Source organism: Komagataeibacter kakiaceti JCM 25156 (assembly GCF_000613305.1).
The window spans coordinates 1-5545 of sequence record NZ_BAIO01000134.1; the positions used below are offsets into that span (position 1 = coordinate 1).

The following is a 5545-nucleotide window of genomic DNA, read 5'->3' on the forward strand; positions in this document are numbered from 1 at the left end:
CCAGCGCGAAGGGCGGCTGCGCCCGAGCCGGTGCGGGCTTATGAATGGCCCTTCCAGATGCGCGCCCGCAATCTCCGGTCCATCCGTGATTCCGGTGCGCATGACCTCGGCCACGGCATGCAGCGCCGCCATGATGTCATTCCACGGGGCGGTGATGGTGGTGGGCAGCAGCGTGGTGGTGCCATGCGCCATATGGAACAGAGCCATACGGTGGATCGCGTCCACGCCATCCATCATGTCCGCGCCGTCGCCCCCATGCACATGACCATCAATGAAGCCGGGCAGGATATACCGCTCCGGCACATCGGCCATGGGGGCCATTGCGGTTATTGTCGGGCCAAAGGTGAGGCGTCCGGGCATGATCCGGTCGGGCAGGACAATATGGCCATCAATATTCACGCGCGCGTATTCCCCTGCCGTCAGATACATTGACGTATCTGATAGCCTGTTTTACGCGCCCTGTCCCCTACGCTGCCGGGCAGGCATGGATCAGGGGTTACGAAGCCAGTGCGATGGCTGATAGGCGGCGAGCCAGGCGTTCAGTTCCTCCGGCGGGAGAGGCTTTGAGAACATGTAACCCTGCAGCACGTCACAATCCATTTCCGCCAGCAGGCGGCGCTGGTCCTCATGCTCCACGCCTTCGGCCACCACGGTCATGCCCAGACTCTGGCCGATGCGGACCGCCGCCATCACCACGGCGCGCACCTTTTCTATGCTTTCCAGCCCCTGCATGAAGCTGCGGTCAATCTTCATTTCATTCACCGGCAGCCCCGCAAGGCTGGACAGGCTGGAAAAGCCGGTGCCGAAATCGTCCATCGAGATGCCAACCCCCATGTCGCGCAGCGTCTGAACCATGTGTATGGTGCGCTCGTAGTTGTCGATCATGGTGCTTTCGGTAATTTCGATGGTCAGGCGCGTGGGCGGAATCCCGGTTTCCTTCAGCAGGTCCGCCACGAAACGGGGCAGCGCCTCGTCACGGAAATGCAGCGGCGACAGATTGACCGATACGATCGGCACATCCACGCCATCCCGGATCCACTGCGCCATCTGTTCGCACGCCACGCGTAGCGACCATTTGCCAATGGTTTCGATCTGCCCCGTTTCCTCCGCCACGGCAATGAAACGCGCGGGGGAGACGAAGCCGAGTGTTTCGTCCGTCCAGCGCGACAGCGCCTCCACCCCGTACATGCGGCCGGTGCGCGCATCGACCTGTGGCTGGTAGAACAGGCGCAGGCGGTTATTGGCCAGTGCTTCGCGCAGGGCGGCGGCCAGAATCAGCCGGTCGCTGGCCTGCCGGTTCATGCTCTGGCTGAAAAAGCAGCAGCGCCCGCCCCCTTCGTCCTTGGCCTGGAACATCGCGCTTTCGGCATTTTTCAGCAGGGTATCCCCGTCCTCCCCGTTTTCCGGGTAGACGGCTATGCCAAGCTCGCGGCCAGGTTGACCCGCACATCACCAACGGTGGCGGGCGTTTCCAGCGCATGGAGAATGGCGGCCCCAAGGATGGAGCATGCTGCTGCTCGCCACCGGTCACGATGGTGAACTGGTCGCCACCGCTGCGCACCAGCGTATCATCGGGCTGATGGTCTCACGCAGCGTATTGCCGATATACGCGATCAGTTCATCGCCCGCCGTATGGCCGAACAGGTCATTGATGTGCTTGAACCCGTCCATTCCCACCGTCATCAGCATCAGGTGGCCGCGGCCGGGGCGGCGCAGCAGGCGGGGCATGTTCTGGCGCAGCCAGCGGCTGTTGGGCAGGCCGGTCAGCATGTCGAAATCCGACAGGCGGCTGATATGCTCTTCCGTCTCGTAACGCTCGATGGCGAGCGTGCACAGGTGCAGGCTGGTGGCCACCGCCTTCTGGCACGCCGCGTCGGGCACGGTGTCGGTGCGCGAATAGCAGGTGAACACGCCCGCCACGCGGTTGTCACGCAGGATGATGGGCGTCGCGATGGCCGCCTTTATGCCGCTATGCATCGTGGCCGCGCGCATATGCCGCCAGTGCGGGTCGGTGGCGATGTCCCCGCACTGCACGATCATGCCGGTGCTCGCGGCCTGGCCCGAACAGGCGGCGTCGGGGCTGATGGGCTGCCCGTCATACAGTTCGACCAGCGAAAGCGGCAGGCTGGCGCGGCCCACGCATTTCAGCCGTTCCCCCTTTTCCGCCAGATAGATGGCGGGCATGATGTCGGGCAGATGGTGTTCGATGCGGCGGCAGATGAAGTCCATCACCTCACGCAGGCCCAGATGGCTTGAAATCGCGGCCAGGGTGTCGCGTTGCAGGCTGTCCAGGAAATACTGCTCGGTAATGTCGGTCAGCACCACCACGATGTTCTCAATCTCGCCCTCCCGGCCGACAACCGGGTTCATGGCGGCGGAGACCCATATGTCGCGCCCGGTGGCGTGGCGGGCGCGGATTTCCACCACGCAGCCACGCGCGGTACGCGCGCTTTCATGCAGGCGGTTCAGCACATCCATGTCCGCCGCGTCACCCGACAGGATGACGGACAGCCCGTGGCCGGTCACCTGCTCGGGGCTGGAGCCGAAAATGTCGCTGAAGGCGCGGTTGACGTAGATGATGCGGAATTCGGGGTCGAGAATGGCCACGCCCCGGTCGGTCTCGCGCACCACGAGCGACAGGAGGCGGATTTTCTCGCGGTCATCCACTTCCTGCGAAATATCGCGGATCAGCGCCATGTAGCCGACCTTGCCCCCCACCGCGATGCGTGAGAGCGAAAGATTGGCCCAGAACGTGGTGCCATCAAAGCGTTCGACCCGCACCTCCCGGCTGGTGCCGACGATGCGGTTGGTGCCGGATATGCGGTTGTGGCTGACCAGTTCATCGTGCGAGGCGCGGATATTGCGCGGCACCAGCACGTTCACGTTGCGCCCGATCACGTCCAGCCGCGTGCAGCGCCACAGGTTTTCCGCCGCCTTGTTGAAGAAGGTGACCGTATTGTTCTCATCAATGATGACAACGCCGAGGATGGTCTGTTCCAGCGCGGGCAGGACCGTTATCTGGCTGTCATCCATCATGTCACGGGGCATCTGACCGCAGGGCTCCGGCTACGCGGCAATGCGCGGGACTGGGGTGAAATGTGATTTGCGCATGAATACCTGTAATCACTGTAATCGGTGCCGGCGGCATGGAACTGCATAGGCGCGTTCCTATTAACAAACGGTATAAGGGATGTATACGGAGAAAAATTATTGTACAAATGATACATATATGACGGTGGCCCGCAACCCGTCCCGCGCGCATTACGGCCCCGCCCTGCCGTAACAGCCAGTCATTCACAACGCTGGCGCAATGATGTGTATTGCCGCGGCCCGCGTCTGCCGCCCATAATGCCCACCCGTGCATGGACCGGTGAATATAGCGGGTATGGAGCGCCAATGACCGGATATGATGCCTTTTACCAGACCACGATCGTAGCCCGTAACGCGATTGTGTTGTGCCTGTGCATATGGGCTGTCATGCGGCTTGCTGTCTGGGTTCTGGACTTTTTTTATGGGCAGGATGAATAGCCGCTGGCCCATTCCGCCACGGGCCACATAAATGTGATCGGCTCCTCCCCGAATATTGACGGTATGTTAACCCCGCTTCATCGCCGGGGTCTTTTCCCGCGTGATACTTAATTATGGATATGTGACTTCGGCGGCATGAAGCGTCGGGCGGATCCCCGCGGGCGTGAATGACCACGCCGCCGGTTCCGCATGCAGGAGCCGTTTATGGTGGGCAACGTGGGCATATCGCACAGACCGGACCAGCATGGACGAAGCTGGCGCGGACAGACGATGGCGGATGAACCGCCGTCATGCCTCACCTTCCCGAAGGGAGCTGCCGTGGCGTATGGTCATTAGCCATGACAGGCCCGGTAGCGCGCCGATGATGGCCGAAGGCATCCAGCCCCATGGCTGGCTGCTGGCCTGTGATGGACGGCTGGAGCGGATCCTGCGCTGGTCGGCCGATGCGCCAGCCCGGCTTGGGGTCACCACCCTGACGGCCGGGATGAGCCTGCGCGACGTGATCGGCCGCGAGGCCACCCACAATATCCGTAACGCGCTGGCCACCCACCGGGAGGCGCACCGCCGCCCCGCCCTGGTTTTCGGGCAGGAACTGCCCCGTGGCGGGTGCTATGACGTGGCGATCCACACCGCCGGTGGCGAGATCATGCTGGAATGGGAGCCCGCCGTGGGCGTGGAACGCGACGGGGCCTATCTGTCCCTGCTGCGCACCATGATCGACCGCATCCGCGAGATTTCGGAGTTCGGGCAGCTTTTCCGCACCGTGGTCCGGCTTTTCGCCGGGGTGCTGCGTTACGACCGCGTCATGCTCTACCGTTTCGCGACCGATGGGTCGGGCAAGGTGGAAGCCGAGCATCACGGCCCCGATCTGGAAAGTTTCCTGGGGCAGCATTTTCCCGCCAGTGACATGCCCGCCCCCACCCGCAGGCTGTACAGCACCAATCTTATCCGCATCATCGCGGATATATCGGCCCCACCCGTACCGGTAATCTCCCCCCCCGGCATGGCCCCGCCCGACCTGTCACATTCCCATCTGCGCCAGGTCGCCCCCAGCCATTGCGAATATCTGCGCGGCATGGGGGTGCAGGCTTCCCTGTCGGTCTCGCTCATGGTGGATGGCAAGCTGTGGGGCATGATCGCCTGCCATCATTACAGCGCGCGCGTGCTGAACATGAGCGAGCGCATTGTCGCGCGCATGTTCGGGGAGTTCCTGTCGCTCCAGATCACCAACCTGCTGCGCACCAAGCGCCTGGCCATGACGCGCCAGACCCATGCGCTGATCGAGACGTTCCTCAAGGGCGCGGCCCCGGTGGCGGACATGCCCGCCTATCTCATGACGCACCTGAAGGAAATGCTGACCTTCGTGCAGTGCGATGGCGCGGCGCTATGGGTGGGCGGGCGCTGGACCTATAGCGGCGCGCACCCCCCGGCCGACGCCATGAACAGCCTGCTGGAACTGGCGCGCACCCAGGCGGGTACGCAGATCTGGCATACAAGCAGGCTCAGCGCGCTCATACCCGACGCCGCCCGCTATGTGGCGCAGGCGGCGGGCATGATGATCGTGCCGATCTCCTCCCAGCCGGGGGATTACCTGCTGGTGTTCCGCCGTGAGGTGGTACGGACCCTGAAATGGGGCGTCGCCCCGCACGCCTCCGCCCCCGCCACGGCGGAGGACGGGTATTTCGGCCCCCGCAACAACATCGAAATCTGGACCCAGCAGGTCACACGCGAAAGCCTGCCCTGGGCGGCGGAGGAAATGGAGGCCGCCACCCTGGTCCGTTCCGCGCTGATCGAGGTCATGGGCGCGTACCACCAGTTGCAGCTCCGCGAGCGGGCCACCGCCGATCTGCGCCAGCGCATGCTGAACGAGGAACTGAACCATCGGGTCAAGAACATCCTGTCGGTGGTGCAGTCACTGGTCAGCCAGCCCATAACCCCGGACAGCACGGCCGATGAGCATGTGGAGCGCCTGCGCGACGTATCCGCGCGCTGGCGCTGGCGCATGACCAGGCCGTGC

The 5545-nt window shown here is 63.6% G+C and carries 3 protein-coding genes and 1 pseudogene; 1 reads left to right on the top strand and 3 read right to left on the bottom strand.

Translation table 11 applies throughout. From position 1 onward, the window contains the following. From JCM25156_RS08825 to JCM25156_RS30975, 3 genes and pseudogenes are all read right to left on the bottom strand, one after another. Positions 1–399, bottom strand: a pseudogene (locus JCM25156_RS08825) (amidohydrolase family protein); the annotation flags it as partial. A 90-nt stretch (positions 400–489) separates the two neighbouring features. Beyond that, the gene (locus tag JCM25156_RS30970; protein WP_242402565.1) at positions 490–1356 is read right to left on the bottom strand and encodes a putative bifunctional diguanylate cyclase/phosphodiesterase; all 867 of its coding nucleotides are present in this window, start codon (positions 1354–1356) and stop codon (positions 490–492) included. 171 nt (positions 1357–1527) lie between these two features. Beyond that, complete coding sequence (locus JCM25156_RS30975) at positions 1528–3048, bottom strand: PAS domain S-box protein (RefSeq protein ID WP_242402566.1); 1521 nt, start codon at positions 3046–3048, stop codon at positions 1528–1530. Positions 3049–3772: 724 nt separating this feature from the next. Between JCM25156_RS30975 and JCM25156_RS22925 the strand changes: the two genes are divergently transcribed. Further along, positions 3773–5545: GAF domain-containing protein (locus JCM25156_RS22925; protein WP_242402567.1), on the top strand; the 1773-nt coding region annotated here is incomplete at its 3' end.